At 53.2% G+C, this 26,379-nt stretch carries 16 protein-coding genes, 2 rRNA genes and 1 pseudogene; 9 read left to right on the plus strand and 10 right to left on the minus strand.

The genetic code is table 11. The features are described 5' to 3' along the window. The first annotated feature begins 68 nt into the window (after positions 1-68). From KRAC_RS04930 to KRAC_RS04945, 4 genes are all read left to right on the plus strand, one after another. Positions 69-1,538, plus strand: coding sequence for an FAD-binding oxidoreductase (locus KRAC_RS04930; protein WP_007904968.1), 1,470 nt, complete (start codon positions 69-71; stop codon positions 1,536-1,538). Positions 1,539-1,637: 99 nt separating this feature from the next. Further along, a complete protein-coding gene (locus tag KRAC_RS04935) occupies positions 1,638-2,972 on the plus strand; it encodes an FAD-binding oxidoreductase (protein ID WP_007904969.1) in 1,335 nt (444 codons plus the stop codon). Beyond that, complete coding sequence (locus KRAC_RS60815; protein WP_007904970.1) at positions 2,969-4,060, plus strand: SAM-dependent methyltransferase; 1,092 nt, start codon at positions 2,969-2,971, stop codon at positions 4,058-4,060. Before KRAC_RS04935 ends, KRAC_RS60815 begins: the two co-directional genes overlap by 4 nt. Before the next feature lie 39 nt (positions 4,061-4,099). After that, entirely contained in the window at positions 4,100-5,671 is a 1,572-nt protein-coding gene (locus tag KRAC_RS04945; protein WP_007904971.1) for a (Fe-S)-binding protein, read from the plus strand. An 82-nt stretch (positions 5,672-5,753) separates the two neighbouring features. On the opposite strand, the gene KRAC_RS04950 is transcribed toward KRAC_RS04945, so the two are convergent. From KRAC_RS04950 to KRAC_RS04995, 8 genes are all read right to left on the minus strand, one after another. Then, the gene (locus KRAC_RS04950; protein WP_007904972.1) at positions 5,754-6,941 is read right to left on the minus strand and encodes a M24 family metallopeptidase; all 1,188 of its coding nucleotides are present in this window, start codon (positions 6,939-6,941) and stop codon (positions 5,754-5,756) included. 283 nt (positions 6,942-7,224) lie between these two features. Beyond that, positions 7,225-10,197 (minus strand): 23S ribosomal RNA (locus KRAC_RS04955). Between the two features lie 297 nt (positions 10,198-10,494). Next, positions 10,495-11,972, minus strand: a 16S ribosomal RNA gene (locus tag KRAC_RS04960). Together the 16S and 23S rRNA genes form the textbook arrangement of a ribosomal RNA operon. 655 nt (positions 11,973-12,627) lie before the next feature. Next, positions 12,628-13,491: a prephenate dehydrogenase gene (locus KRAC_RS04970; RefSeq protein ID WP_007904973.1), complete on the minus strand. Its 864-nt coding sequence runs from the start codon at positions 13,489-13,491 to the stop codon at positions 12,628-12,630. Positions 13,492-13,595: 104 nt separating this feature from the next. Further along, entirely contained in the window at positions 13,596-14,390 is a 795-nt protein-coding gene (locus tag KRAC_RS04975) for a hypothetical protein (RefSeq protein WP_007904974.1), read from the minus strand. 28 nt (positions 14,391-14,418) lie between these two features. Then, positions 14,419-15,642, minus strand: coding sequence for a GTP-binding protein (locus tag KRAC_RS04980; RefSeq protein WP_169460858.1), 1,224 nt, complete (start codon positions 15,640-15,642; stop codon positions 14,419-14,421). Positions 15,643-16,487: 845 nt separating this feature from the next. Further along, positions 16,488-17,623, minus strand: a protein-coding gene (locus KRAC_RS68940; RefSeq protein WP_085954388.1) for an IS630 family transposase whose coding sequence is annotated in 2 segments (ribosomal slippage) — positions 16,488-17,194 and positions 17,194-17,623 — 1,137 coding nt in all. Because the reading frame shifts where the segments join, the coding sequence is not laid out codon by codon here. Positions 17,624-17,756: 133 nt separating this feature from the next. After that, the gene (locus KRAC_RS04995; protein WP_007904978.1) at positions 17,757-18,605 is read right to left on the minus strand and encodes a G1 family glutamic endopeptidase; all 849 of its coding nucleotides are present in this window, start codon (positions 18,603-18,605) and stop codon (positions 17,757-17,759) included. Between KRAC_RS04995 and KRAC_RS70760 the strand changes: the two genes are divergently transcribed. Next, positions 18,491-18,799, plus strand: a complete 309-nt coding sequence (locus tag KRAC_RS70760) for a hypothetical protein (protein WP_169460859.1) — start codon at positions 18,491-18,493, stop codon at positions 18,797-18,799. The genes KRAC_RS04995 and KRAC_RS70760 overlap by 115 nt on opposite strands. A 229-nt stretch (positions 18,800-19,028) precedes the next feature. Here the strand turns inward: KRAC_RS70760 and KRAC_RS05000 are convergent, their stop codons facing one another. Next, positions 19,029-20,951, minus strand: coding sequence for a sensor histidine kinase (locus KRAC_RS05000; RefSeq protein WP_075164168.1), 1,923 nt, complete (start codon positions 20,949-20,951; stop codon positions 19,029-19,031). 305 nt (positions 20,952-21,256) lie between these two features. Here KRAC_RS05000 and KRAC_RS75525 point away from each other — a divergent pair, with 305 nt between their 5' ends. Further along, complete coding sequence (locus KRAC_RS75525; RefSeq protein ID WP_007904980.1) at positions 21,257-21,562, plus strand: helix-turn-helix domain-containing protein; 306 nt, start codon at positions 21,257-21,259, stop codon at positions 21,560-21,562. A 34-nt stretch (positions 21,563-21,596) separates the two neighbouring features. Here KRAC_RS75525 and KRAC_RS05010 read toward each other — a convergent pair whose 3' ends face one another. Continuing rightward, on the minus strand, positions 21,597-24,161 hold the full coding sequence (locus KRAC_RS05010) for a PAS domain S-box protein (RefSeq protein ID WP_007904981.1): 2,565 nt from the start codon (positions 24,159-24,161) through the stop codon (positions 21,597-21,599). Between the two features lie 430 nt (positions 24,162-24,591). Between KRAC_RS05010 and KRAC_RS74405 the strand changes: the two genes are divergently transcribed. From KRAC_RS74405 to KRAC_RS79280, 3 genes and pseudogenes are all read left to right on the plus strand, one after another. Further along, complete coding sequence (locus tag KRAC_RS74405) at positions 24,592-24,858, plus strand: hypothetical protein (RefSeq protein ID WP_157506310.1); 267 nt, start codon at positions 24,592-24,594, stop codon at positions 24,856-24,858. Further along, a complete protein-coding gene (locus KRAC_RS05015; RefSeq protein WP_007904982.1) occupies positions 24,851-25,663 on the plus strand; it encodes a 3'-5' exonuclease in 813 nt (270 codons plus the stop codon). The genes KRAC_RS74405 and KRAC_RS05015 overlap by 8 nt, the downstream gene beginning before the upstream one ends. A 105-nt stretch (positions 25,664-25,768) precedes the next feature. Further along, positions 25,769-26,347, plus strand: a pseudogene (locus KRAC_RS79280) (tyrosine-type recombinase/integrase); the annotation flags it as partial. Positions 26,348-26,379: the final 32 nt, after the last annotated feature.

Here is a 26,379-nt window from a genome sequence, read left to right on the forward strand (position 1 = left end):
AAATGGCAGGAGAGTGCACGTGTAGTGCTTCTATTGCCTGCAATGCAGCATCACGCAAGGAGGGGTTTATGAGTATCGCAGAACGACCAACAGCCGGGACCACCGCTTCAGTCTATGAACGGGTGACTCCGGAAACCAAAGAGGCGCTGGTAAGAGAGCTTACACAGCTTCTTGGGATGCGACATGTTCTCCACTCCCCCTATGATCTCGCGCTCTATGAGTATGACGCCTCTATCGAACGAGGTCGGCCAGATATTGTTGCCTTTCCAGCCAGCACCGAAGACGTAGCTGCCATCGTCAAATGTGCGCGCCGTTATCATATACCCGTCGTGCCACGCGGTGCGGGGACGGGCCTGAGCGGTGGGGCTATTCCACGCTACGGAGGAATCGTAATAGTTTTCACGCGTATGAATCAAATCCTAGAGATCGATTACGAAAACCTGCGCGCAGTCGTGCAACCCGGGCTGGTCAATCTGCATTTGAGCCATGCTCTTAATCCACATGGCTTCTACTATGTCCCTGATCCGAGTAGCCAGCGCTCCTGCACGATTGGTGGGAACGTGGGCGAGAATGCAGGTGGGCCACACACCCTCCTCTACGGCGTCACCACAAATCACGTCCTGGGCCTTGAACTGGTCACTGCCGAGGGCGAAATTGCCGAGGTTGGCGGCTGGACATATGATGCCCCTGGTTATGATCTGACTGGCCTACTCATCGGCTCTGAGGGCACGCTCTGCATCATTACCAAAATTATCGTACGCATCGTTCACCTGCCCGAGGCTGTGAAGACTATGGTTGCAATCTTCGACTCCATGCAGGATGCATCTAATACGGTCACAGAGATCATTGCGCACGGAGTGATTCCAGCCGCCATTGAAATGATGGACCAGGTGATTTTGCAGGCAGTTGAAGCCGATACTCCCGCAGGTTATCCCCTGGACGCCGCCGCTGTCCTTCTAATAGAAACAGAAGGACTATACGAAAGTGTTGAGGAGCAGCAGCAACAGATCGTCGCCATCTGTGAAAAGCATCGCGCCCGCCAGGTACGCATTGCTGCCAACGAAATAGAACGCCAGCGCTTCTGGGCTGGGCGCAAAAATGCCTTCGGCGCGGTGGGACGCATTAGCCCGGAGTTTTATGTGCAGGATGGCGTGGTACCTCGAACACAGCTCCCCTATGTCCTACGGCGCGTGAATGAGATCTGTCAACACTATGGCTTACGAGTCGGAAACGTCTTTCACGCTGGCGATGGAAACCTGCATCCACTCATCCTCTTTGACTCCCATATCCCCGGCGAGGTTGAGCGCGTGCGCCAGGCCGGGCACGAGATTCTCCAGGTATGCGCTGACGTTGGTGGGTCCATTACCGGTGAGCATGGGGTAGGGATTGAAAAGCAGGCTGAAATGGCGCTTATCTTCAATGACACTGACTTACGCGTTATGCAACAGGTTCGTCATGCCTGCAATCCCGATCAGCTCTTCAATCCAGGAAAACTCTTTCCCCTACCAGGACGTTGCGTTGACATGAAACAACTCTAACAGCGCTAGCACCAGCCATAACTACTCTGGTATGCCTTATTTTCGTATACCAGATGCTACGCCCTGCACATATTTATTTGATGAGGAGCTGAAAAACTAATGGGAGAGAGCATCTTGCTTGCGCAGAGCCTGCAAACACATCTACCCGGCTTAACGCTACTACAAGAGGCCGAGCAGCAACACACCTATGCAGTCGATGACGTTGAGCCAGCATCCATCCTCATACCAGATACGATTGAAGAGGCCGCCCAGGCAGTCGCGCTTATTCACCAATATAGGGGAACCGTACAGGCACGTGGAAGCGGCACTTACATGCATCTCGGCGGCATTCCCAGCCCCTTTGATGCCGTCTTGCTTACAACCAGGCTTAATCATCTCCTGGAGCATGAGGCGGCCGATTTGACCTGCCGGGTTGAGGCTGGCATGCCACTAGCAACTCTCCAGACATTGCTGGCACGTAAGGGGCAGAGATTACCCCTTGACCCACCCCATGCTGAGCAGGCAACCATTGGAGGCCTTCTCGCGGCCAATGCCAGCGGGCCTAAACGCCTTCTCTACGGAACGGCCCGTGATCTCGTCATTGGCTTACGCTTCATTCAAGCCAATGGAGAGATCGCCAGGAGTGGCGGACGGGTCGTGAAGAATGTCGCGGGCTATGACCTGAATAAACTCTTCATCGGCTCCCTAAGCACGCTGGGAATTATTGTTGAGGCGAACTTTAAGCTCCAACCCCTGCCACCAGCGGAGCATACACTCCTGTTGACCTATACCAATGTAGAAGATGCTATACAGACCGTTACCCAGCTACTCGGCTCAGTAATCGCCCCTACAGCCCTTGAGTTAATCGATAGCGGTGCAGCCAGCGTCATGAGCGACTTTCACGGCATCAACTTGCCTGTGAATGGCTATACTCTGGCTGTAAATTTTGAGGGCAGTCTCTCGACCATAGAACGGCAGATCGATGAGACCCGTCTCCTGGCGCGTAGGCAGCATGCCCTGCTGGGAGAAGATCTTACTAATCACGCGCAAGAGCACTTCTGGCAGACTATTCGTCAACAAACACAGGGAACGCTTACCTGCAAAATAAATCTCCTCCCTTCACAAATACCCCATTATCTGCGTATACTGTCCTCAACCTGTCACCAATATGATCTTGAGGCCACCAATATTGCGCACGCTGGCAACGGCATTGTTTATACAGAACTCCAACCAGTCGACGCTACACCGCGCCTGGTTGGCACGCTGACAGCGCTACGTAGCGCTGTTCAAGCCCTACGTGGTAGTCTAGTAATAGAGCGCTGTCCAACTCAGTTGAAACAACATATTGATGTCTGGGGCGAGCCTGGAGCCGCCTTCACGATGATGCAGCGCCTCAAAAGTCAGTTTGATCCACAGGAAACATTTATTAAAGGACGGTTTTTGGGAGGATTGTGAGTAGTCAGAATACTTTGCTTATTACAACTCAGCCTGAGTTTACCCAGGCTGCCATAGATGAGTTGCGCATATTAGAGAAACAGATCGAAGTTCTGGAAGAGCTTGTGCCAGGCATCCTGCACTGTAGCGTGCCTGATAGCGCAGTACTTATGCGACGTGCCAGCCAGGCTCAGCTTATCTTTGTACGTCACCTGGCGCCCGTACAGGACATAGTTGCGCTACACAATAGCGAACAGGATCTAGGTAACATTGCCACTGCGATAGCAGAGCTACCAGGCTTTGTGCGCATCGAACGTGGTATTCATTTCGCCGTACAAACCCGCTTTATTCAGACGGACAAACAACAGGGCAAACGCCCCTACAGTAGTGGCATGCTCAATCGTGAACTGGCCATAGCGTTCGCGGAAGAGACAGGTGCCATCGAAGATATAAAGAAACCCGAAGTGGTGGTCTCTCTGCTCTGCGCTTCCCACCAGTGTTACGTCGGCATCTCAAACGTCGAAGATAACCTGAGCAGTTGGCCTGGAGGAGCACGTCACTACGCCCAGACAGAAGAGCAAATCAGCCGGGCCGAGTTTAAGCTACTTGAAGCGCTGGAGGTGTTTCATATTACGCTTCCCGAGCAAGGCAAGGCGCTAGATCTAGGAGCAGCCCCAGGTGGCTGGACACGCCTGCTGCTCAACGCAGGATTGGACGTCGTCGCTGTCGACCCAGCAAATCTGGATCCACGCTTACGCGCCTATAGAGGACTCGAACATTATCAAGGGTATACCGAACGCTATCTCGACGCCCAGGCCCAATTGAAGCACTTCACCCGCTTTGACCTGATCGTCAATGATATGAAGATGGATGCACGGGAAGCCGCGAGACTCCTGGCGCGAGCCTCGGCGCAGTTGCGACCGGAGGGTTTCATTATCAGTGTGTTTAAGTTGCCTCACGCAACCGAGAGCATTAACCCACTCAAAACAATGAACGAAGCCTTGAAAACGATGCGTAAACACTTCAATATAGTGCGAGCACACCAGTTGTTTCATAACAGGCAAGAGATCACCGTTGCGGCGGCGCAGCCGCTTCCTACGCGTAGATAAAGGCATGCGCGCCTTTTTTCATCATATGGAGGTCCCCTCATGGCATCAGAGCCGATCATTAGGCATGAGACATATCCAGAGATCACTCCCCCCACAGAGGGGCCATTGCGCCGCGATACACACACGTATGACCTAATGCGTCAATGTATCCATTGTGGCTTCTGCCTGCCTACCTGCCCTACCTACGCAGTATTGGGCGTAGAGATGGACTCGCCCCGTGGGCGCATCTATCAGATGCAGGCAGTGGCGGAAGGGCGACTGGACATCTCTGATGATTTCATCGAGCATATGAATTGCTGTGTGGGGTGCCGCGCCTGTGAAACCGCTTGTCCATCAGGCGTGCAATTTGGCAAGCTGATTGAAGCGGCTCGCGAGCAGATTCAGCTAGCCGACAAGCAGCCCGAGGCGCGTACCCAGACTGTTCCAGCATCCGAGCAAGAAGAGGAGCGCCCCAATGCACAGGGATCAGTGGCTGGAAAACTGCTTCATCGCTTCTTCTTTGACTATATGCTCCCTTCGCGTCCGATAACGACGCTTGTCTTCTCAGGGCTAAAGATCTACCAACGGAGTGGGCTACAGAAGCTCGCGCGCAGCACAGGCCTCATCGACGTGGCCAATGGGCTTCCCACACCATTTCAAGGCAAGCTGAAACTTCCCGAGCAGCTCATGAACTCGGCCTCTGGAGACCTATTTCCTGATCTCCTCCCCGAGATAACATACGCAATCGGAGTAAGGCGTTATCGCGTTGGTTTCGTCAGCGGCTGTATTATGGACCAGGTTTTTCGCGATATCAATGAAGCAAGCATCCGTGTACTGGCCGCCAATGGCTGCGAGGTGATTACGCCACCTCAACAGAATTGCTGTGGAGCGTTGCATGTACATGGAGGCGAGGCTGCGCGCGGACGCGAATTGGCCAGGCGCAACATCGACACCTTTGAGCAGTATAATTGTGATTTCATTATCATCAATTCCGCTGGGTGTGGTTCAACCCTCAAAGAGTACGATCATATGCTACGCGATGATCCCGCCTATGCCGAGCGAGCAAAGACCTTTAGCCACAAGGTAAAAGACATCAGCGAGTTTCTAGCTGGACTCACGCTCAATCCACAAATGGGCGAGATTTCACGTACCGTCGCCTATCATGATGCCTGTCACCTGGCACACGGGCAAAAAATCAGGCAGCAACCACGCCAGTTGCTCAAATCCATTCCCGGCTTACGATTGACAGAACTCAAAGAGGCCGATTGGTGCTGCGGGAGCGCCGGCATCTACAATATCGTCAATCAGGAGATGGGCAATGAGCTGCTCGAGCGAAAGATGAACAATGTCGCCGCGACTGACGCGGAGATCATCGCCACAGGCAACCCGGGATGTATGATGCAGATCGACATGGGAGTACGCCAGCGCGGTCTCGCCATGAAAGTTGTCCATCCAATTCAGCTTCTCGACGAGGCCTATCAGCAAGGTGGTCTCTATGATCAAGCCCAACAAGTGGATTTGGAGCATCGCTCATCAGGGAGGCAGCGCCAGAAACAGCGACAGACGTTGCTCATAGGCATTGGGCTAGGTTTCCTGCTGGGGCTATTCCTGCTAGGGAGACGTAAGAAATAAACTGCCACATGACCTATTCAAACGCCAAAGGGTGCGGCTCTAAGCCTTCCAGCTCAGAGCCGCACCCTTTTATAACAAGCGCTTAAACCACGTATATCGCATCTTGAGGTTGTGAGAACCACTCACAGCCCTGTGCTGTGACAATAACCTCGTCTTCCTGGCTCACATATCCACGCTCGGTCATAACACCCAGTTCTAGAGTAAATACAAGTCCCTCTTCAATCGTATAATAGGGTGTTTCGCCATAACGGGCCCAACGCGGCCCTAGAATGGGTCCACCATCATGAGCATAGCGACCAACGCCGTGTCCCAGAGCATGCTGGTACTCAGAATAGCCAGCCTGCACGAGATACTCACGTGCCGCGGCATCTACCTGCCACCCCTGAATGCCTGGCTTAAGCACGGCCTTGCCAGCCTCGATAGCCCCCTTAACAGCGGCAAAGGCTTGGGAGACAACCTCTGGCACATTCTGCTCTCCAGGTTTGCGCAGATACCACATACGTTGGAGATCAGAGCAGTAACCCGCGTACGATACCCCTAAATCGACGCTAACCACGAATCCTGGCTCGATTTCAATTCCTCCAGGTATTCCATGTCCAAAGAGCGTATTGGGGCCAAATTTAACGCCTGGACAGCTATCATAAGACCAGGCGCTTCCAAGGGAGCGATTCGCCATCTTAGCATGGACCAAATCACTAATCTCCCGCTCAGTCACTCCAGCTTTAAGGGAGCGTGTAATCAAGTCAAAGAGGCCATACGTCTCCTGGATGGCCTGGCGCATACGCACCAATTCCTGGGAAGTCTTACGGCTGCGCAGGCGAGAGATAAGGGGAGAAGAGGAGGTAAAACGCTCTGGGAAAGGAGTGGCTTTCAGTGCTTCCACTAATTGGAGGTACATGCCATGCGTCAAGCCATCGGCCGCCACATCATCGATAGAATAGTTCAATGCAATGGAGGAAGGATTGAGCCGCGTCAATGTTTCAACCAGGACAGAGGCAAAGTTATCGGTATAGGTAAACACGGTATTGTACAGGTTTCCCTGCTTAACCAGGTCATCGTCATAGCGCGCGACGATAGCAATCTTTTCACCTGTGTGCGTCAAAATAAAAGCGCAATGCCAGGTCAGCTCCTGGTCAAAAATAAGTTTGAGTGCAGGATCCGGTTGCTCACCCGTCTCACGTACAAAAGTCAGCCAGCAATCAAGCTGAAGCTCATCAAGAATTTGTATTGCCTGATTTATCTTCTCACGTTGCAAAGTCACATCAGCCATGGGGAGCTCTCCTTTGGGAATCAAGATGGTAGCTCCAGTATATCACGGCGAAATCAAGATCAAAAAAATAGAAAGAGCGTGACTCCATCAAGTGTCTGCTGATGAAATCACGCTCTTTCTGTGTCTGTTACCTGCCAAAGAAGTATTCCCTCAATTTTGCTGAGCCACGCTGGCCTGCTCATGCTCCCCGTGCCGCCAAGCCCTCTCGCTCGTGCTCAGGTCCGATCAAAGACCGCTCTCACACACAACAGGAGACGCACACCACTCATGAAGAAACACACTGGGAAACAAGCCGTACGATCATTAGTACTGCTCCGCTCCACCTGTTACCAGGCGTCCACGCGCAGCCTATCCACCAGGTCTTCTTCCTGGGATCTTGACTCTTCAAAAGAGAGTGGGAAAAGTTATCTTCGGGTCGGCTTCGCGCTTAGATGCTTTCAGCGCTTATCCCTTCTTGACGTAGCTACCCAGCTCTGGAGGAGGCCCCCCAACTGGCGCACTAGCGGTCAAGCCATCTCGGTCCTCTCGTACTGAAGATGACTCCCCTCACTTTTCCGACGCCCACGACGGATAGAGACCGAACTGTCTCGCGACGTTCTGAACCCAGCTCGCGTGCCGCTTTCATGGGCGAACAGCCCAACCCTTGGGACCTACTCCAGCCCCAGGATGCGACGAGCCGACATCGAGGTGCCAAACCTTGCCGTCGATGTGAACTCTTGGGCAAGATAAGCCTGTTATCCCCGGGGTAGCTTTTATCCGTTGAGCCACACTCCTTCCACACGGGAATGTGGGATCACTAAGCCCGACTTTCGTCCCTGCTCGGCGTGTCAGCCTCACAGTCAAGCTCCCTTGTGCCTTTACACTCTACAGAGGGTGATGTCCATCCACCCTGAGGGAACCTTTGGGCGCCTCCGTTACTCTTTGGGAGGCGACCGCCCCAGTCAAACTACCCATCTGGCCCTGTTCACGTCCCGGTTCACGGTGACGTGTGAGACACAAACCATGGTGAGAGTGGTATTTCACTAGTGCCTCCTGCAAGCCCACAAGCCTGCTCTCTCCGGCTCCCACCTATGCTACGCACACCATACTTCGTTTCCAGGCCAAACTGTAGTAAAGCTCCACGGGGTCTTTTTGTCCTGTCGTGGGTAACCCGTATCTTCACGGGTACTTCAATTTCGCCGAGTCCTCTGTCGAGACAGCGCTCAAGTCGTTACTCCTTTCGTGCGGGTCGGAACTTACCCGACAAGGAATTTCGCTACCTTAGGACCGTTATAGTTACGGCCGCCGTTCACCGGGGCTTAGATTCGTGGCTACGCACACCACTCCTCGTAACCTTCCGGCACTGGGCAGGAGTCAGCCCCTATACTTCCGCTTTCGCGTTCGCAGAGACCTGTGTTTTTGGTAAACAGTCGCTTGAGCCGATTTCTTGCAACCTTCTCACCATGTGTGCAAGCACACACAGCTACGCAGGCACCCCTTCTTCCAAAGGTACGGGGTTAATTTGCCGAGTTCCTTAACAGAGGGTCGCTCGATCACCTGGGGAGATTTCCCCCTGCCTACCAGTGTCGGTTTGCGGTACGGGCGGAACAATTTCTGGCGAGAGGCTTTTCTTGACGGCCTGGGGACCAATGACTTCCGCACCCTCGCGGGCGCTCGGCCTCAGTGTTACGCATACTGTGTCCGGGATTTTCCTCGGTCACGCGCTTCAACAGAGGCACCGATCCTGTCCATTCGATCGGCTCACCTTCCCTACCGCGTCCCCCCATTGCTCATAACGAAACGTTCCGGTGCAGGATTCTCTGACCTGCTTTCCATCGCCTACGGCATGACGCCCTCGGCTTAGGGCCCGACTCACCCTGGGACGATTGACGTTGCCCAGGAACCCTCAGGCATTCGGTGTGTCTGGTTCTCGCAGACATTGCGCTACTCATTCCGGCATTCTCACTTCTCTTACCTCCACCAGTCCTTGCGGTCTGGCTTCTCAGGCGTCGAGAACGCTCCCCTACCAATACAGTTATGCACTGTATTCCACGGCTTCGGTACGATGCTTAAGCCTCGATACGTTGTCGGTGCCATTGCACTCGACCAGTGAGCTATTACGCACTCTTTAAATGATGGCTGCTTCTAAGCCAACATCCTGGCTGTTTGGGCGCATTGACCCCCTTTGACACTGAGCATCGATTTGGAGACCTTAGCCGATGGTCTGGGCTGTTTCCCTTTTGACGACGAAGCTTAGCCCCCGCCGTCTCACTCACCTGGATCCTGTCCTGGCATTCGGAGTTTAAGTAGGGTTGGTAACCCGCACAGGGCCCCTAGCCTATCTAGTGCTCTACCTCCAGGATAGTCGTTTCAGGTGGCTGTACCTCAATACATTTCGGGGAGAACCAGCTATCTCCGTGTTCGATTAGCATTTCACCCCTACCCACAAGTCATCCCCCAGTTTTGCAACACTGGTGGGTTCGAGCCTCGACGGACTGTTACATCCGCTTCACTCTGCTCATGGGTAGCTCACACGGTTTCGGGTCGCATCGCCGCTACATACACGCCTGTTTGAGACTCGGTTGCCCTCTGGCTCCCCAGCTTTAGCGCTGGTTAACCTGCAACGTGCGATGCACTCGCCGGATCATTCTACAAAAGGCACGCCATCAGCCCTTGGTGCCGCAACGGCACAGTGGCCTCTGACTGCTTGTGAGTACGTGGTTTCAGGGACTCTTTCATCCCCCTCTCGGGGTACTTTTCACCTTTCCCTCACGGTACTTGTTCGCTATCGGTCGCTGAAGTTCTTTAGCCTTGGAGGGTGGTCCCCCCAGCTTCCCACAAGATTGCACGTGTCTCGTGGTACTCAGGATACTTCTCACAGTCGTTCTCTCGTCCTCTACGGGACTCTCACCCCCTCTGGTGGCACGTTCCAATGCCTTCGAGTAAGAAAACGTCTGCTGATAGAAGTCCTACAACCCCGCCTATTCACGAGGAATAGATGGTTTGGGCTCTTCCCGGTTCGCTCGCCACTACTACGGGAATCTCGGTTGATTTCTCTTACGCAGGCTACTGAGATGTTTCAGTTCACCCACGATCCTCCATATCGCCTATGTGTTCAGCGATAGGTCTCCAGACATCACTCTGGAGGGGTTGCCCCATTCGGAATCTCAGGGCTCATCGCTTGGATGCAGCTCCCCCTGAACGTTTCGCCGGTCTCCGCGTCCTTCATCGGTCTTCAGCGCCAAGGCATCCACCTCGTACTCTGTTTCGCTTGTTCTGCCTTGTCTGCTTCTTCTTGTTGGTCTGTTACCCTTGTTGTATGGGATCTCGGTCTTCTTTCTTCACTGTCACGAGCTGAACATGACTTCCGTCACGGTTGAACACTTACGTGCCAACGTGCTCGCTCAGCAAAATTGAAGGAATACTTCTTTGGTTGTTCAGGTACTATGCGGGTCTCGGTACTGGTCAAAACCAGCGGCCGAACCGCTGAAGAGTGGAAGCAGGGGACAACGGACAGGTCGTTCCTGTTCGACCTGAGAGTGCACTCTCGCTATGGAGAGTGATGACTCCCTAGAAAGGAGGTGATCCAGCCGCACCTTCCGGTACAGCTACCTTGTTACGACTTCACCCCAATCACCAACCCCACCCTCGACGCCTGCCTCTCCGAAGAGTTAGCCTGGCGGCTTCAGGTGTTGCCGACTTTCGTGGTGTGACGGGCGGTGTGTACAAGACCCGGGAACGTATTCACCGTAGTGTGCTGACCTACGGTTACTAGCAACTCCACCTTCATGCAGGCGAGTTTCAGCCTGCAATCTGAACTGAGACCAGGTTTTTGAGCTTGGCTCCCCCTCGCGGGTTGGCATCCCTTTGTTGCTGGCCATTGTAGCGTGTGTGTCGCCCAAGTCGTAAGGGCCGTGCTGACTTGACGTCATCCCCGCCTTCCTCCCGTGAGGGCAGTTCCGCCTAGAAGTTGTAATAGGCAGTAGGGGTTGCGCTCGTTGCGGGACTTAACCCAACATCTCACGACACGAGCTGACGACAGCCATGCAGCACCTGTGCAAACGCCCCGAAGGGACAGCGCATTACCGCTGGTGCATCTGCATGTCAAGACTTGGTAAGGTTCTTCGCGTTGCATCGAATTAAACCACACGCTCCGCTGCTTGTGCGGGTCCCCGTCAATTCCTTTGAGTTTTAATCTTGCGACCGTACTCCCCAGGCGGACCACTTATTGCGTTTGCGACGGCACGGAAGGGGTCGATACCTCCCACACCTAGTGGTCATCGTTTACGGCTAGGACTACCAGGGTATCTAATCCTGTTCGCTCCCCTAGCTTTCGCACCTGAGCGTCAGATGCTTCCCAGGACACTGCCTTCGCCATTGGTGTTCCTCCGGATCTCTACGCATTTCACCACTCCACCCGGAATTCCGTGTCCCTCTGAAGCCCTCAAGTCTCGCCGTTTCCGAAGACCTTTCCCAGTTGAGCCAGGAACTGTCACTCCGGACGTACGAAACCGCCTGCGTGCGCTTTACGCCCAATAACTCCGGACAACGCTTGCCCCCTACGTATTACCGCGGCTGCTGGCACGTAGTTAGCCGGGGCTTATTCCTTGGGTACCGTCCTTACTCGTCCCCAAGAAAAGCAGTTTACACTCCGAAAAGCGTCCTCCTGCACGCGGCGTTGCTCGTTCAGGGTTGCCCCCATTGACGAAAATTCCTCACTGCTGCCCCCCGTAGGAGTCTGGGCCGTTCTCAATCCCAGTGTGGCTGACCATCCTCTCAGACCAGCTACCGATCGTGGCCTTGGTGAGCTCTTACCTCACCAACAAGCTAATCGGCCACAGGCCCATCCCAAGGCGCCCTTGCGAGCTTTGTTCCCGGAGGAACATATGCGGTATTGTCGGCGATTTCTCGCCGGTATTCCTCACCTCGGGGCAGGTACCCATGTGTTACTCACCCGTCCGCCACTCCCTCTCTTGCGAGAGGGCGTTCGACTTGCATGTGTTAGGCACGCCGCCAGCGTTTATCCTGAGCCAGGATCAAACTCGCCATTCAAGTTGTGAATGTATCTTCCACACCACTGCTACACAGTGATGTAGTAAGCATTGTAAGTTTGCGTCCAGGCTAGAAGCACGTTGTCGTTACTTCAAATTGCTTGTTCGCAGAATTGACAGGAACGGTGTTCTTCGTAAGCAAGACAAGCTTACTCAACGAAGTTCCGTTGTACTTCTGCATTCCACTCTTCAGTTGTTCAGGGTGCTCTGGTTCGTTCTTCTTTTGCCTGTTGAACCGCAACCCGGCAAACCCGTGGGCTTGCGCTTGTGTGTCGGGCGTTTCGAACTCTTGCAGCGTTGTCGCTGTTTTTGTTCGCTCGTCGACTGCTCCGGTAGTATCGCACACCGCCTGGGGTTTGTCAACCCCTTTTTTGTGATCTTTGCGAAATCCGTTTTTCCCTCTTGTGTCGTCATGAAGCGGTAAGCTTTAGCGGACACAACGAAGCAAGACGCATGCTGTACGCCATTACCGCGGGGAAGATTTAGGATCCCGTGTAGAACCACTTTAGCGTGGTACAATCAGCACGACACATAGCAGTAATTTAGCCGTTGTCGTTGGAGCGAAGGTAAGTATGCCACAATATTGCTACCTTGTCAACCCTTTTTGGCACTTTTTTTGCAACACACTAAATTTAGTGCTTCATAAAACCTGGTCCTTATTCTTCATAAGTAGCTTGCCATTTTAGGCGCATCTGTTGAGCCACTGAGAAATGCTCAACTATACTCGTGTCATGATCTACAATCAACCTGCGTAGCTCTTGTAAAGTCGCTATATACTCATCCAGACCACGACTTACGGCATCTCGATTGGTTAAACAAATATCACGATACATCTCAGGACTTCCAGCAGCCAGACGGGTAGCATCGCGAAAGCCACTGGCTGCCAGTAGCGACGCATCTCGCCAGGAAGCGCTCTCTCCAGCAGTCTCCATGAGCGCTACAGAGGCTAGAAAGGGTAGATGGCTGACAGTCGCCACCTGGCCATCATGTTCAGCCGGCTCCAGAAAACGTATGCGGGCACCTAACACTTCCGCCAGCGCCACTACTTTATTGATGGCACCTGAGCGCGTGCGAACCGTGGGTGTTAGGCAGTAGACACGATTACAAAAGAGGTCTGCATCTGCGGCTTCAACGCCAGTTACTTCTTTACCAGCCATGGGGTGGCCTCCCACAAACGCCACGGTTTCGGGTAGAAACTCCTCCGCCCAGCTAATCACCTGTGCCTTGGTGCTTGCCACATCGGTGATCACAGTCCCAGGTGTTAACACAGGACCAAGGGTTTGCAGTAACGCCCGAATCGCGCCAACAGGAGTCGCTAAAATGACAAGATCTGCCCCTCGCACGGTATCCTCTAGCGACTCATAAGCCGCATCTATGGCTCCTACCCTGCGAGCCTGCTGGCAGACCCCCTTTCCCAGGTCATAACCAGCCACCTCTTGCGCGGCTTTAGATCGACGCAAAGCCAGGCCAATAGACCCTCCTATCAGGCCCAGACCCACAATTGCCACACGACTAAACATATCATCGCCTCTTCCCAAATCAAGATATGAAAAAGCACAAGCCGGTATGCCTGAAAGCATACCGACATGTACAGATTGCTAACTCATGACGTTACTAGAGAGCGCTAGAAGTAGACAAGGTCCTCCAGCCACTCCTCACCACCCGGACCAAGTACCGAAGCCAGGAGAGAAGTTACTTCATCACTAAGCCACACATCACGCTCCACGCGATATAAAGCCAGAAAACGCGGAAGAATGTCTGCCGGGTATTTTTGCAATAGGTCAGCGGCCATCTGCTCTAACAGGAGCTGATAGCATAGATAGTCCTCAGGCGAGGTATCCTCATACCAATCAAAGCCTCGCACCGTATTGGGGGTTTTGCCGTCAGGCTCTACTTCAAAAATATCGTCATATTCTGCGAACAGATCTGTATTGATAACCCCTTTTTCACCATCCAGCGTCTGCGAGAGCCAGAGGGCACCAAACTTGATTTGCCATTCATCGGCCCAGAGGGGATTATCTTCCGGCCAGGGGCGTGGATCGTTCTCGAGAAAGGCCAGGACAAGGGCGTGATAGAGCATGAAAGAAAACTTTGCAGGCGTTACCTCGCCAAAGATCAAGTCCACTTCAGCCGGTACGACAATTGTGGGAGGAGATGTCACATCCGTCCAATAAGGATGTGGCATACCAACCTCTTCCATCTCATCATGGGGAGCTATCTGAAAATCCTCGGGCGCCAAGAGGAGAATCTCAAGCTCCGGGCGCTTCTGACCAAACAACTGCTCTAATTGCTCAGTTGCCCTGGTCAGGATTTGAAATACCTGTTTAGCACGAGTCTCGTCACCGGCAGGATAATATACCGGTACGGACTCGGACAGGGTCATATATTTTTCATAGGGAAAGAGCATTGACTCGCTCATACTGTCCCTTCTTCTCTTGTATTTTTGCTTACGCTTCTTTTGCCTCGTCTAAGGCTGCCAGTGGATCTTTTTTCCCCAGGGTGCTCTCGCCCCTGGCCTCCGCAAGCAACTCATCCGAGGTCTTCTCCTTACGAAAACGGTGATAGGCAGTTTTGTAGAGCTGCTGCAACCGGCTCGGACTCAGGCGCTTCCCATTTTCATAGTACTCCAGCGCAACCTCGCCAATTGACCATGTAGCCGCGCCAGCAATCGCACCAGCCACAAAATCACCACCAAAGGGTACGAGCTTGGCCACCTGCTCAGCCAGGTAACGGAACGCCAGGCCACCTACCATAGTTGTGATAAGTTCACGAGCGTGCTTGATGGCCTCGGTATTATCCATTGGTTCACCATATAATGCCGCCAGGCGAAGCACCAGGCGCGCCTGCGTGCCAAGAAGGATCGGAATATCCACAAAAGGAATTGGCTCAATGCCTGCCGCCAAACTCACCAAGGTAGCGTTACGAATAATGCGTTGCGCGGCCTGGCGCCGATAGGCTGGCAACTCGCGACCAATGGCAAGCGCGGCCTCTGGACTGGCATCAATGATAGCTGGAATAAGCTCTTCAGCCACATTTCTACCATTCTTGGCCGAAATGGGAATAATGCCTGGAGAACCTAGCAAGACTGCCATCTCTGTCGCAATCTGATCACCCTTCTCACCGCCACGCAAGGTATCAACTTTGTTGACGGCAATGATAGTTGGCTTTTCGAGCTTGCGGATACTGTTGTACAGCTCGCGATCCTCAGCCTGCAATCCCCTGGCTGCATCAAGCAAGAATACTACCACACTTGCTTGCTCCATGCCACTCTCCATGACATCGGGTAAGTGTCCAGGGGTGTCAATCAGCGTAAAGGGGCCAAAGTCTGTACGCACGAGAGTACGCGTGGTCCCTACCTGGGCGGAAACGGGCGAGAGCGTCTGTCCCTTCATCTGGTTGAAGAGCGTGCTCTTTCCCGTATTCGGCATACCCACAATCGCAACTGTGTTGCTTAATCCCTGTATTACATCCTGCTGAGCCTGATTCCAGTTGATGGCCTTCATTAAGCCCTGGACCATGCCGATGTTCGCGGGAAGATTCTTGAGTGCGCTAACGCCCAGGTCCTTCATGGATCCCGGGCGATTACTCTGACGCCAGACACTGTCTGTCAGCTTCTTCCCCAGATCTTTACGCTGTTTCTCATCGCCTGCTGAATATTTCGGCTTTGCCACGCTCATTCTTCCTTCCCTGATGTGGTTGCGCAAAAAAACGCTTCGCCCATCAGTATAAGTTCAGGCATGTGTCAACACATGCTTATGATTATAACGATTAGCAATTACAATTCGTCCAATCCGTCAAGAGCAAACGGTATCTATTACACGGATAGCTCACACTTGTTGGAGATGAGCCTATCGCACTTGCTTACCCACTACGAGAGAATATCAAGTAAAAATTTACAGAGCTTCAATGGACTTTATTAAGCAATGATCAAAAGTAGGCATTTACCTCTTCTAATCAGTATAGCCAGGCAAAAGCCAGGACACAAATATATACGTATAGCCGCTTGAACAGGTTTAATCTTAGTTGGTTGACATGAAACAAATTCAGAGAAGACGCATTCGCAAAATCAAGAGTTCAACAAACACTACAAGTTTTTATGCCTATGAGCGTAGTGAATCGGAAGGTAATGCTTGACGTCTAGCTACTTTTTCTGACATAATCGAACCACCTTTTTTGGCTCATCCTCGCATCTTTTCACACGATCCCACGCCGTTTTTAAGCTCCTTTACACAGCAAAACACCCTCTATATGTTACACAAATCACATAGCGTATGACGTTATTTGCTGTCAAAACTGCTGTCATTTTCCTACGGTGCCTATAACGTCTATATCGTCTCTCCAAGCGGTTTTATTAAACCTGCCATGAGGGCCTTTTTCGTTGGAGGGCTCAAACGCATTTTTGATGATGAGGGGGAATACCTGAACAGCAAAGCGTGTTTAAAGAGGTAAAAAGACCGAGTTGTTGGTGGAGGAAGATTCGACGCCCACAATGCCATGTCTGTTACCTAGTATTCTGTCATGCTTCAATGGATGGGTAAAGACGCTTGAGCTTGATGCGCGCATCAGCCATGGTAAAGCGCCAGTTGATGGTCACTTTTGCCTGGTTGCGCTCCTGCTGCCAAGCATCCACCTGAGCAGTAAGCGCCTGCATGTTGGGAAAGCGATCGGACAAGCATTGCCGTGCGAGAACGGACAGTTCGATCTCGGCCATATTCAGCCAACTCCCATGCTTGGGCGTGTAATGGATCTCCAGTTTTTCGGTCAGCCGTCGAGCTTCTGCGGGCTCAAAGACCTCGTAAAACGAGGAAGGCGTATGCGTGTTGAGATTGTCCATCACGAGCACAATTTTTTCGGCATGGGGGTAGTGAAGGTCAATCACATCACGCAGAAACAGCGCCCAGTCCTTTTTGGTTCGCCGCTTGCTCACGCGCACCTGGCACGCTCCCGTTTCCGGCTCCATGGCGAGAAACACGCTACACACTCCTTTGCGTTCATATTCGTAATCGACGCGCTCTGGCTCGCCGGCTTCCATCGGGATCGGCTTGCGCGTGTGAGCCAGCACTTGTTTGCTTCCCTCATCCATACACATCTTCGGCACCCGCGGATCATAGGGACGCTGGTACACTTCCAGCACATCCTCCATGTGATACACACATTCCGCATTCGCTTCTGGCGGAATGCAGAAAGGCTTTTTTCGCCACGGTTTCAGTTCATTTTTTTTAGTGTGACCCAGACGGTATTGTGGCTGATCTGATCAATGTACCCCAGTTGCACCAGCTTCTCGGCGAGCATCCGCATCGTCCAACGCTTTTGTCCCCCTTCCGTCTGGCTACAGGCCAGCGTGACCAGGCGTGCTTCCAGTTCTCCATCCATTTTCCGCTTCTGGGGCCGTTCCGGCTGTGGACGCCGCACCAGAGCATCCAACAGCCCTCCCTCAACAAAGCGTTTGCGCACCCGTTCTACTGTGGCCCTTCCGACTGAGAGCGCTTCGGCGATCTGCTCATCTGTCCACCCTGGCCCTCCCTCTGCCTGATCGGCTTTCAGTAAAATTCTCGCGTGTGTCTGACTGCGCGCTGTTGCCTTCCCTCCTGTCAGCAGGCTTTCGAGCATCTGGCGTTGCTGGGCATCTAACTGGACGCTATACTTCTTCATGGAGCCTCCTTGAATGGATCTGTTTCGTTTGTCCTTCAAGGATACTCCATCTTTTTCAGCTCATCAAATCAAGGATGACAGAGTACTAGGTTTTTAGGAACGGGACAAGCTTTACCCAGGTCAGCAGATTCCCTTAGGAAGAGGTATGGATAACTGAGAATGAATCTGGAAGAGCAATATCCTTGGGATAGGCAACCATCTTGCCTTTTTGCAACATACTAATCTGTAACATTGGTAACGCCCCGATAGAATGCCAGCCATCTGCGTAGTGGACCTGAGCACCTGTAAAGCTTACCGACGTGAAACGTTGAAAAGGATACAATGGTGCTGAAAGTTCCGTTGAATTGAGGTGTGGATCCTCTACAATAAAGTCCGCAAAGATCTGGCTTGAGGGGTAGTCGATCCTGGTGGCAAAAGTAGTATTTTGGGTCACATCCCTTAGCGAGAGGTTCCAATGTTGATTACTTCCAGGATCAAGCTCCATGACAGCAAAGATTGTATCTCCGGGCGAGACAAGCATCTCTGTCAACTGGCTTAACTGGGGAACCGTTTCATACCACACCCGATGACTCGTGTTTCCACTCGAATCAGTATAGGCGAGTGTGCCTATCTGCACAAGCTCATTTTGTGTTTGCGCCAATCCTCCTACTCCAATCCATATATATACATTTGAGCCTGGTCCACCAGACACCTCAGGTTCAATCCATTGCGCTCTCACGCCCACAACCCCTCTCTTTGACGCTGTATACCCGCTCCACAGGGGACTTTCACGCTTATACCAGCCAGGAAGGTTTCCAGATGGCATTGGCAACACTGTCGGCATTGGCGTAGAGGTTGGGGTAGGGGTGGAAGTTGGAGATGACGTCAATGGCGCATGTTTTGCAACAGGAGGTGAAGATAAAGGCAAGATTAATGCATACAAATACGAGCATGGACAGAGCAGCATCAAACAGAGAAAAGCACTCAATAGCAAATATTTCATCTTTAATCCCTCAAGTGGAGATAGCTGGCCGTCGAGTCAAAAGCAAATACTGCACCGTCAAAGATGGAAGGCAATCCATTGCCATACGAGATAGACGGGTGGCAGTCAAAGAGCAGGAAGAGAAGAGGGAAACAGGAATACGAAGGGAAGTGGTAAAGCAAAGAGGAAAAACAACGTACCAGTCATGCACATAGATGGTGTGTTGATGAGCCCATCCTGTATGAACGATTTTCGTCCAGGAGAACAGAAAGCGACGCCGATGGCGATGACGTCGTTGCGTTCTCACAGAGTCAGTAGGGAGCAATAGCCCAAAGATGGCACGTAGGGCACTATAAACGAATAGAGGCAAGAAACCCTTCTCTTTCTACAAAAAAGAGGAACAAAAAGAATACACGCACTACAGCAGAGGGCAGAAAGATTGAGCTACGAGCCGCCAACCAGAGCACTACTTCTGCCCATGTTTGCCTCTGTAGACCTTGCAATTGGCAAGGTGAACCAGAAGGTTGCCCCCTGCCCGGCGGTACTTTGCACTCCAACGTTGCCATGGTGAAGCTCAATGAAGGCCCGACAAAGATACAAGCCTAGTCCTAAGCTCAGATCCAGTTCATGCTGGACGGCGCTGCCTTTGGCTCGATAGAAGCGGTCCCAGAGATGTGCTTGCTCTTCCAGGGAGATTCCCGGCCCTTCATCATGCACCGAAACTCGCGCGATTGTGTCCTCGACGGTCAACTGCACACTGATGGGATGCCTCGCAGGCGCGGAGCGAAAGGCATTCGTCAGGTAGGTAGTCAGAACCTGTCGGATCCGTTCGACATCGGCGAGAATGGGGACCGTGTGTTCCGTCGGCAGGCACTCCAGTATGATGGTGCGTTTGGGGAGGAATGGTTGCTTCCTGGCCACCGCGTCTTTGACCAACGCGAGCAGATCACAGCGTTCCACGCATAAACTGAGCGTGTTGCTTTGCAGATGTGCATCATCAATGAGATTGTTGATCATGCGTTGCTGAAGCTCGGCGCTTTGCGAGGCTGATATTAAGGGCTGCTGGACATGTTCAACGCGCGTCTCCATCTCCTCAGACTGTTCGGCAACCTGGCACTGCAATGTCTTTAACCTGCGCTGAGCTAATTGCAGATTGCCGAAGATCCCTGTCAGTGGCGTGCGCAGCTCATGACTGGCCAGAGTCAGAAAATCCGTGGTGATGTGATTCATTTCCTGCAGCATGCGTGCTTTCATTTTCGTCTCAGCTTGCTCCTGTAAGCAAAGGATGCATTCAACAACTAGCACGACCTGTGCTGCGACTGCTTTCACCAGTTCGATTTCCTCTGGTAGGTATTCGCTCTCCAAAACCGCCTTGGTGATGATCAGCGCCCCAGCCAGCCGCTGCTCCAGAAACAAAGGGACTATCAGGAAGCGATCCTCAGAGCCAAATTCTCTCGCATATTCAGATGAAAAATGTATATGATCAGCCGAGATAATTACCTCGTTGGACTGAAGGCGGGCCATCACGGCCTCCCCGGCTAATTCTGTGGGCAAGAGGTGTCCACTGTCGCGCCGACGACGGTGTTCTTGCTCAGTGGTAAAGCCACTTCCTGTCACATAGTGCATATACCCTGTTGATCCCAGCGCCCAAAGAGCGACCCGGCGACAATCCAGAATCTCATGGATCACGTCCACCAACTGTTGGGCGACCAAAAGCAGCCGAGGTGACAGGAGCGGCGTTTCTTTCGGCAAGGTAAAATCCATATCCGACGGAACTTGCACAATGGCTTGGGTCAGAGTCAACACTGCCTGCTGAACGCGCTGAAGGTGCAAGGCTTTCTGATAACGGAAGGTGATATTACGAAAGATGTACGCAAATTTGGCGATGTGCTTATGTGTATCCGGAAGGAGAAAGCGCCAGACATACACATAGATCTTGCGCCCGGAAGGCAGATGGAGGGCGAGCGTGTTTTCTGGCGAATGAGACATCACTTTGCCAGCGAGAGCAAGGTTGATGGGCCATTGCTCGATGGAGGAGAGGCGTTGCTGGTCGTCATGCAGCTCATAGGACCCGAGAAACTGCCGATAGGAGGTTCCTTGATAAGGGGAGTCAGGAGCCAATTCAAAGAGTTGAGAGGCCGCAGCATTGATCTGAAGGATCTTCCCTTCTCGATCACAGACAATGACGCTATCGGGGAGAACGTCCAAAACAGCGTTCAACTCAGGCAACGTCAAAGTACCGTTGTGTGCTATGGCTTTTTCCAATGGGGAAGCGTGGGACACTCGCTTCCTTGCAGGCATCACGCGTTGATATCGCTTCCCTCTATTCGCTTGACGACGGGTAACAGGCCGAGAACTCTTACCCACTTCAACCCTCCTATTGGAAACAACCAAACGTTTCATGAGCAAGGGAAAGTAGTGTCTTGATATCACTATTGTATGCTTCTCATGGAAGGGATGCAATCTCATCTCATTTCAACCAAGTGAGCGAGATCAAGTAACCCGATCCAAACCCCTATGCACATCTGGATTTGCTTTGTTTCAATGATCCCCCTACATATCATTGTATTGCGGTAGTTTGTGGGGCGCGGTCTAGTAACACGCGCTCCTCTTTGTACCGATGTGGCGTTATTCCGCAACTTTTATACGAACAGCTTGGAAGGAGAAATACTATGCCTCGAACCTCAACCACGACTGCCCCCGCTCTTTCTTACTCGACAGAGGCGCCTCGACGAGGACGCAAGAGGAAAGAGGAGACAGTTCAACCTGCATCACCTCCGCCTCTTCTCGATCTCGGCCAGGAGCGCGCGCTTACCATTGAGCAGACGGCGCAATACCTGGGAGTTGGGCGCCCCAAGGTCTATGACTACCTCCGCGACGGTCTTCCCTCGGTCAAGCTCAGCGATGGTGTAAGGCGTGTCATGCTCTCGTCACTCATCGCCTGGCTCAAAGAGCGGGAGACGCGCGGCGTCGTGTAGACCCCCAATGACGCGCGGCGTGTGCCTTCCCTGCTCAGCTATCCCTGTTACGGGGAATGGTCACCGTAAAGGTCGACCCTTTCCCGACGGTGCTCTCCACCATAATGGTTCCCCCATGATGCTTGACGATCTCCGCCACAATGTAGAGCCCCATGCCCAGGCCGGGGATCGCCTTCTGACTGGGACCCGTGGCCCGATAGAACCGGTCAAAGATTTTCTCTCGCTGCTCTCGCGGGATGCCCAGGCCATGATCGTGCACACGGATCGTGACCGTCTCTTGGGAGGTGCTCAGGTCCATCTCGACGGTCTGGGCATCGGGAGAATACTTGACGGCATTGCTGAGCAGGTTGGTGAAGACCTGCCCCAGCCGGTCGCGATCCGCCATCAGGCTGGCCCGCACCGCGCCATGCACCAGGATGCGATAGCTGGGATGCGTTTGCTGCATGGTGTCGGCGATCTCCCACAGCAATGCGTCGAGATCCACCGTTTCCTGCCGATACTCCAGTCTGCCTGCCTGAATCTTGGAGACATCCAACAACTCTTCCACCAGCCGACTGACTTTGTTGATCTGGGTCTCCATGCTGGAAAGAGCCGGAGCAGAAGCCGGAATGCCTTGCTTGGCCAGTTGCCTGTGCAGCAAGGTGGTCTGCAGTTTCATGGCTGTGAGCGGGCTCCTCAGTTCATGGCTGGCCATGCTGATAAAGTCATCTTTGCGTTGTTCCAGTTCCTTGCGGGCCGAATTATCCAGCACAAAGCCGATGATCTGGCGTGGACACTCCTGGAAGATGACGCCTCCCACCAACACCGGCAGGCGACTGCCATCTTTACACACCAGTTCTGTTTCAAAGGGCGTATGCTGCCCGCGTGCGGCTAACTCCTGGAGCGCGTGGTGGAAGAGATGTGCCTGTTCTGAGGGAGTGGTCCGCTCCACGTTCAGTGTTCTGCTGCGCACATCCTCCTGGGTATAGCCGGTCATGTGAAGATACGCATTATTCGCTTCCACCAGCACGTCCTCCTCCCCTTCGACAGAAACAATCCCGATAATATTGGAATCGATGAGGGCACGGATACGCTTCTGACTCTGGCGCAAAGCTTCCTCGATGCGCTTCTGGTCGTCGATGTCGGTACAGGTCCCAAACCACTTGACGATCTGGCCTGCTTCATTGCGCACCGGCATGCCGCGGGCTAAGAACCAGTGATAGGCTCCCGTTCGACCATTTCTGAAACGATGTTCGCTCTCAAAGGGTTCACCTGTTTCGAGGGTATGATGCCGAAGAGCCACCACACGTTCAACATCCTCAGGATGCAAGAACTGACGCCATCCATAGCCTTGGAGTTGCTCAAAAGCGGCATGCATATACTCACAAAAGCGCTGATTACAGTAGTCAACACGGCCATCTGGTCGCGTGGTCCACACGAGCTGGGGCACCGTTTCGGCCAGCACCCGCCAGTTCTCCTCGCTGGCTTTGAGCCGCTGCTCAGCCTGTTTCTGATCGTCGATGTCGGTACAGGTCCCAAACCACTTGAGGGTCGTCCCCTGATCATCTTTGTGCTGCATTGCTCGGACAAGGAACCAGCGATAGGCTCCGGTCGTGCCCTGGCGCAGGCGCAGTTCTGTTTCATAGGGCCTGCCGGTTTGGACGGAATGCTGCCACACTTCCAGGACGCGTTGTTGGTCGTCGGGGTGGATGGCCTGGAGCCAGCCATCCCCTTGGTATTGTTCAGAGGTCATATCGGTATAGTCACACCAGCGTCGGTTACAGTAGTCACGCGAGCCATCGGGGCGTGCCATCCAGACGAGTTGGGGGATGGCATCGATCAGGACACGCAGTTCTTCTTCGGCGTGCTTGCGTTCGGTGATATCCCGACCTGCACAGATGAGATATTCGACCTGCTGGCTGGCATCACGATGGGAGGTAATCGTCATCAAAATGTCCAGAGACAAGTCGGGTCGGGGATGGATTTTGGCCTCAAAGAGCACGGTTTCTCCCCGGCTGGCTCTCGCAATGGCTGCGCTCAAGTGCTCTTGGACCACCGGGTCAGAGGACCACGCAGGCAGGTCGGTCACCGGTGTGCCCACCACCTCCTCCCGCCGCAGGTGGGCATCGGCCAGGGGACGCTGATTGATGTCGAGGACCAGCCCGTCGGGAGTCACGATCATGACTCCATCAGAGAAGCCCTCCAGAAGATCACGGTACATGTGTTCGTCCTGGCTCAAGGCATGCTGGAGGGGCAATGGTTCCAACTGTTCCTGGAAAAAGAGCGCGAGGCCTTCGTCAGTCGAAGAGAGCGAGACGTGCAGCCAGCGGTTGGTGGCGGGAGACACATACGCCACTTCGGTTGGTTCTCGGGTCTGTTTGGCCTTGTGAACCGCCTGGTAGAGCGACGGGCTGACCAGGTGGGGCGCGCTGCACCACAAGGACGTGCCACAGACCTCCTCTCGCGTGGTTCCGGTGAGCGTCTGGGCGCTCGCATTGGCATAGACAATGGTCTCAGTGTCATCGACGACAAATACGGCATCAGGAAGGATCTCAAGCATGTGGAGGAGCGTCTCACGCGACCCAGGAGTGACACGCTTGGTCTGCTTTGCATTGGACATACGGTGGTACCTCTCCCTTTCACGTACCCCATCCCTGAGAACAAAGACGCATTCCTGCTCGAATCGAGAGCACGTCTAGTATGTGCTATCTTCGAGAAACAAGCAAGCTGGACTGGACTCCCGTACCAGGCCTGGAAGGAACACTAAAATGAGCAACAACGAGAGACACTCAAGCAGCCTCGCAGAACGCTCAAGAAGCAGAGCATCCTCGAAACGTGAGGAACCAGGCTGAGAACGCTGCTCCTTTTGCTCCTTCTCTTAGAGAAAACCGTTCTTGCGGGCGTCAGTGGTGGCTTCGCGTTGGTGGTCGTCTGTTCCTTCTCACGGGCCTGGGTATGACGATAAAGGCAGACGCGAGAAACATCCAGAACGACTCTTGCGGTCGAGTTCCAGCCAATTGCGCGCGACGTCCCTAACGGACAAGGTGTCGATGGAAGAAGCGACCTGGGGAGCGGATTTCTCAGGCATGGAATCGTCGATTCCCATGATTGACGCCGATTTTCCACGTTTCACCTCATCAAAAGCTGCCCACATTTCACGCCATTTATCAGCTACGCCTCTTGAAGCGTCTATACCCCCTCGTATGCGGCGTTGGTTATGGTCTAAAAGTTTTGGAAAGAACGTGTCTTCACGTTTTTCCTTTGTTTCTTCACAAGTCTTATGGTCTTCGACCAGAAAGGAACCTGTCAATGTCTAAAAGTTTGGATGCCATTGTTGTGACCCTGGGGACCGGCGTTGCCGATGAGCGTGCCAAAGGCCCTGTACAAAGCTATCAGGACTTGATCGAGCGCGTACAACATCGAGCACACCTCTACGAAGGGTTGCAATACATCGAGGAGCAGCTACAAACCCTGCGGCGAACCGTTCAGTCTCTCCCGTCGCTTCCGCCAGAGCGAGAAGTTCTCTGGGCGAATGCAGTGCTTGCCCTGCCCAATATGGCCCTCTTGGAGATTGATACCACGGGCCTCTCCGAAGACGCTGAGATCGTCCGCGTGACGCTCCTGAGCCCTACAGGGACGCTCATTGATGACATCCTGATCAAGCCAAAGTATCCCCTTACCCCACGTCTGAGCGAGATCAATGGATTGCGCAATGAGGACCTGGAGCAGGCTCTCTCTATTCGCGAGGCCTGGCCACGGATTGCGGAGAGTCTTGAAGGCCGTTACATTCTGAGCTTTGCCCAGGATTTTGACCGGGAGAAGCTCAATGAGACTGCTCTTCGCGATCAGCTCCCCCGCATAAACTTCATCGGCGAGGATCTTCAGCTTCACCTGGGTCATTTCCTGGGAAACAGCTATATCAAACTGGCGGAGGCCTGCACACGCATAGGGCACCCGCTCCCTGAACGACCCCATCAAACAGGGGTAGATCGAGCCAGGGGACAATTGCATACGTTGCAAGCCATGGCGAATGCGGTCACCTCATGTAACACATCTACTCCTGCACCTGGAGCAGACAATAGCGAGGATCAGTCCTTCGATACTGGCGAGCATCCTTTTTAAAAACAACATGAATGCCGTCCAAAATTGAAAAAAGAAGCTGAGAGCCACGTACGAAATGATCTTGTATGTGGCTCTCAGCTTCAAAAAGAACGAGAGGAAAAGAGAATGACGGATCCCGAGAAGAAAGAAGCTCGCTCACAAACGCTAAGTCTGGTGAAGGTGCTTACAAGAGACCAGATTCTCCTCTTGAAGGAGTCCACGGAAAAGAACGGTATCGGCCTGCTGTTTCTGACCGCACTCTGCACCGGTCTCCGGCAGGGAGAGCTGCTCAGCCTTCGCTGGCAGGATCTGGATATGGAAAACAGGGTACTCTCAATCCAGCGCACTGTATCGCTCTTCCCTAAAAGCGACTTCCTAGAAAGAGAGATCCAGCCTCCACAGCAACGCTCAATCAAACTTCCTGCCGTGCTCGTACAACAACTTCAGCAACATCACCAGGCACAACATGAGGAACGTCAGCGAGCTGGCAAGAAGTGGGCAGAAAAGCATCTCATCTTTCCCAACGAGAGAGGAAACTACCTCTCGCCTTTCCGTCTGAGGCGCCAGTTTTCGAAGGCCCTGAAGGATGCAAACCTTCCTTCCATCCCATTTCATGCGGTGCGCCATACGACCATCTCCTTACTTCTCATGTTGGGAGTAGAGACAAGAGTAGTGCAAGCAATGCTGGGAGTTAAATGGCTCGACACTGTTACGGTAGCCTTCACCTCAATCACAGA

The sequence above is a fragment of the Ktedonobacter racemifer DSM 44963 genome (genome assembly GCF_000178855.1).
In the GTDB taxonomy this organism is placed as follows: domain Bacteria; phylum Chloroflexota; class Ktedonobacteria; order Ktedonobacterales; family Ktedonobacteraceae; genus Ktedonobacter; species Ktedonobacter racemifer.